General features: G+C 53.4%; 3 protein-coding genes. All 3 read right to left on the reverse strand.

Annotated elements, in window-relative coordinates:
* Positions 1-348 precede the first annotated feature (348 nt).
* Positions 349-1,680, reverse strand: coding sequence for an NAD(P)/FAD-dependent oxidoreductase (locus ABYW01_RS16220; RefSeq protein WP_372834666.1), 1,332 nt, complete (start codon positions 1,678-1,680; stop codon positions 349-351).
* Complete coding sequence (locus ABYW01_RS16225; RefSeq protein WP_372834669.1) at positions 1,673-2,380, reverse strand: S8 family serine peptidase; 708 nt, start codon at positions 2,378-2,380, stop codon at positions 1,673-1,675. The genes ABYW01_RS16220 and ABYW01_RS16225 overlap by 8 nt, the downstream gene beginning before the upstream one ends.
* Before the next feature lies 1 nt (position 2,381).
* Positions 2,382-3,859: ABC transporter ATP-binding protein (locus tag ABYW01_RS16230; RefSeq protein WP_372834672.1), on the reverse strand; the 1,478-nt coding region annotated here is incomplete at its 5' end.

Raw genomic sequence — 3,859 nt, forward strand, 5'->3', positions numbered from 1 at the left:
ATCAGTACGGAGAATGCAGGATGCATAATAAAAACTCCCTTGATAAAGTGTCAAAAACGATTGCGCTTGCTTATGCTGCGTTATACATCGCTCCAAAATGCTCATTTGCTTCCAGCAAACTGCGCTTTTTCCACGATGAAAGCCTTGCCTAAGCGGCGCTCATGACGTTTTTTGCGGAAACCCTAAGCAGCGGTCACCGTCCAATTAGTGCCGTAGGTTGGGTTGAGCCTTGCGAAACCCAACATCAGACGTTTATCGAGATAGGTAGTGTTGGGAATCTGCTTCGCTCGTCCCAACCTACAAAGGCTACGTGGATTAATGGTGATGAGCTGAAAGTCCGTGGCGTAATTACCTTAGCCCCATGCCTTGCAGCCAGTTGATCACAGCTGCACGTTGGGAGGGCGCAAGCGCTAAGTCACTTAAGCAAGATTCAAGTGTCTGCCCTTCTTTTCTCTGTTTCACCGCAAGCACGACTGGGGCCAGCTCAATACCCCCCAGGTGCCAGATACCCAGCGGTTGATCAGGGGTGACCACAACGTCTGCCGCAATAATCTCTCCTTCCTGAACCACCGGCATGGTTTTAACTTCAAACTCATCAAACGTGGTCGCAATATGCATCGGGATATCGTCGGGCCAATGGTGGCGTGACTCCCAGAACGGGCGCTCATTCCACTGTGTTTCCATCTGGTAAAAGTCCCGCCCTATTCGGGCAAAACGGTAAAACAAGGCGTTAACACGGGATTGGTGGAAGACTTTGGCTAATGCCATCCGCTCCGGAAATTTAAGCAACGTATTGATCACAGCCGGTGCTTGCAGTGCCGAAGACATGGCCTGAAAAATACCGTTACCTGAGAGTGGATCAACGGCCATTGCCGCATCGCCAACCCTAATCCAGCGATTGCCCACCGCTTCTTCGCAAAGAATCGGTGTACTGGTACGGGCATGCGGGTCACCGATAGGTTCCGCGTTCGCCATAAACGGTGCGGCCTGCGGAATGGTTAACAATCGTTGCGTACAGAATTGAGCCAGCTCTGCTTTGGGGGGTAAATTCGCGGTGGCAACATCAAAGGTGAGCTGAAGGTAACGTTTGCCCTCTTCAGTCATCGCCATCCATGCCCAGCCATCTTCAAAACTCACCGCCGCAGATTGCGCCTCTGCTGCCGGACCTTGCCAATATTGCAGCAATGAGATGGTTTCAGAACCTCGGAATCGCTTCAGACGTGCTGACGGTGCGGCACGGCCACGAGCTTCAACGAGAAACGCTCCTTGGATTGTCTGTGTAGCATTTGATGCTGCATCGGTCTGATATGTGACATTAAGCGTGGAGCTGTCCTGTTCTACACCAGTTACTCTTCCATCAATACATTCGACACCAGCATCCTGCAAATCCTGCCAGATACCTTCATCCAACTTGCGGCGGCTGATAAGGCGCTCAGTGTTCGCGCTGTTACTTTCGCCGTTCCAGGTGGCATTACGGGCTGAAGGAGTGCGAATCGCAGTTAACGCCTTGTGAAAGCCGGCACCGCGGAGACCGTCCACGACTCGCTCTGAGATGCCTTCGACCGCATCAAAGGGTCGCGCCTGCCCAATCACGGTGACGGGGTACCCTAAACGAATCAAGCCGAGTGCGACCGCACCGCCCGCTGGGCCCCCACCCAGAACAATGATGGGTTTATGCATGGTGACTGTCCTCATCCGTCCAGACTTCGTCAGGTCCGCGACGCTCTGCACCAAAGTAACTGGCGTTATTTTTTAGGTAATGTCCGAGTTCTTTTCGACCAGCATGAGGATGATCAGACATGAACTTTGCGATATGTCCCGCCACATATGCCGTGCCAATACTAGCCCCGGAAATGCTACCGTCCAAACAGCGCACGTGTGCGCCAATATCTGCATATTGGGTATTCAGCATGGACCATTCATCCAGCGTGCAACGTGCATCCCCTGTGGTACGCAATACACCGGGATACGCGGATGGATATACCGGCTCACCTTTTGCAGGTGATGAGGCGCAGATCAGTACACCGGCGGCGATAGCGTCAGCAACCGCTTCACGCAGTTGCGGGCGATCGGTCCGTAAGCCCAGGCTTAAATTAATCACATTAACTTCTTGTTCCGTGAGCCAGCGGATCGCTGCTGATACTTGTAATGCAGTGGTTGTAAATCGTGCCCTAAACACTTGAGCCAAAAGGATTTTTGAGTCTGGCGATATGCGATGAATGACGTCACATATCTTAGTGCCATGTGCCAACTGATCTTCAGTGGCCTGATCCTGCCACAACGAATCGTCCTGAACGATAAAGGCGGCTGAGTCCTGAATATAATCTGCCTGACGGGGCAAGAAGCCACTGTCAACGACGCCGACTTTGATCGCTGCCATGTTATTGCGCCTCCAGTGTGACACTACGAAGCTGTCCTTTGGAGAGCTCAAACCGTTGGTCTACATCACGCAGTGTTGAGGCCCGATGACTGATCAGGATGCGTGTTCGGTCTGAAAAAAGTGTATCCACGGCACTGATGATCTCACGTTCGGTCGCTTCATCGACGGCGGAGGTTGCTTCGTCCAATACCAAGACCGTGGGCTGTTGCAACAACGCACGGGCGATTGCGATACGCTGACGTTGCCCACCAGAAAGCTGTTGTCCGCGCTCGCCCAATGGGGTATCCAGCCCCTGCGGCATCTGTTCAATCATGTCCCATAGCTGCGCTTGAATCACAGCGACCTTAACCTGCTCATCGGTAGCATTAGGCGCGGCATAACGAATGTTGTCCGCCACACTGCCCCTAAACAGTACGATCTCCTGACTGACAACAGCAATACGACGACGTAGCTCACTTACTGGGCAGGTTTTAATATCAACTCCGTCGAGCGAGATAGAACCTGTATCAGGATCATAATGCCGCTGCAGTAGATCGATCAGGGTCGACTTGCCAGCACCCGACGGCCCGGTTAACGCCACCTTGCTTCCCGCTTCAATATCAACGGTCGCGCTATTCAGTACAGTGACACTGCGTTGACCGCTACCATGCGCGAAGGTCACACTGTCTAAATGCAGCGCGCCACCGCTTGAGGGGAAGTCAGCCTGCGTTTGAGTATTGGTCACCAGCACCGGCTCCCGACGCAATTCCATGACACGCCCCAAACTCACGGTCATCCGCTGTATGGCGACGTATAAGCCCAACAAGCTTTGCACTGGCCCCACCGCCATCCCCAGATACGTCGAGAATGCGATCAGGGCGCCTAGCTGCCATTGGCCTTCGATGACCCAATAGCCGCCGATCAGGAACGCTCCTGCCCGCGACAATGAGGTTAAGGTGCCCGGAACTGCCTGTGTGAAGAACTCAGTAACCTGCAGTTTGAGCAGATCGCTCAGATAATGTTCGTTCAGCCCGCTCAGCCGATTGGCTTCTTTTTTCTCTTGCCCGACAGACTGGATGAACTTCATGGCTGGCAGGGTTTCGACCAGAAATGATGATAGATCTGCGGAACGTTCACGCAGCCTGCGAGTGCGGACTTCGACTTTTCTGCGCATCCAGCGCAACCACAGAATTTCCAAAGGGATCAGCAGCGCTACGATGAGCGATAACTGCCATGACAGGGTCACCATCAGCACAATCGCGCCGACCAGACCAATGATGCTGGATACCGCCGAAAACAGAGAATCCACGGCAAAACGCTGGATTTGCGCCACGTCACCGTCCAGTCGGGAGAGAATATCGCCGATGCGGCGTTGCGCGAAAAATGTCGGTGAGAGTTTCTGCAAGTGGCCATACACATCATCGCGCAGGCTAAACAAAATGCGGGCAGAGAGTTTGGTATGCAGGTAACGGTTTATCCCAGACAGTGCGGTACCAAAGA

This window comes from Pontibacterium sp., assembly GCF_041587635.1.
GTDB lineage: Bacteria > Pseudomonadota > Gammaproteobacteria > Pseudomonadales > Balneatricaceae > Pontibacterium.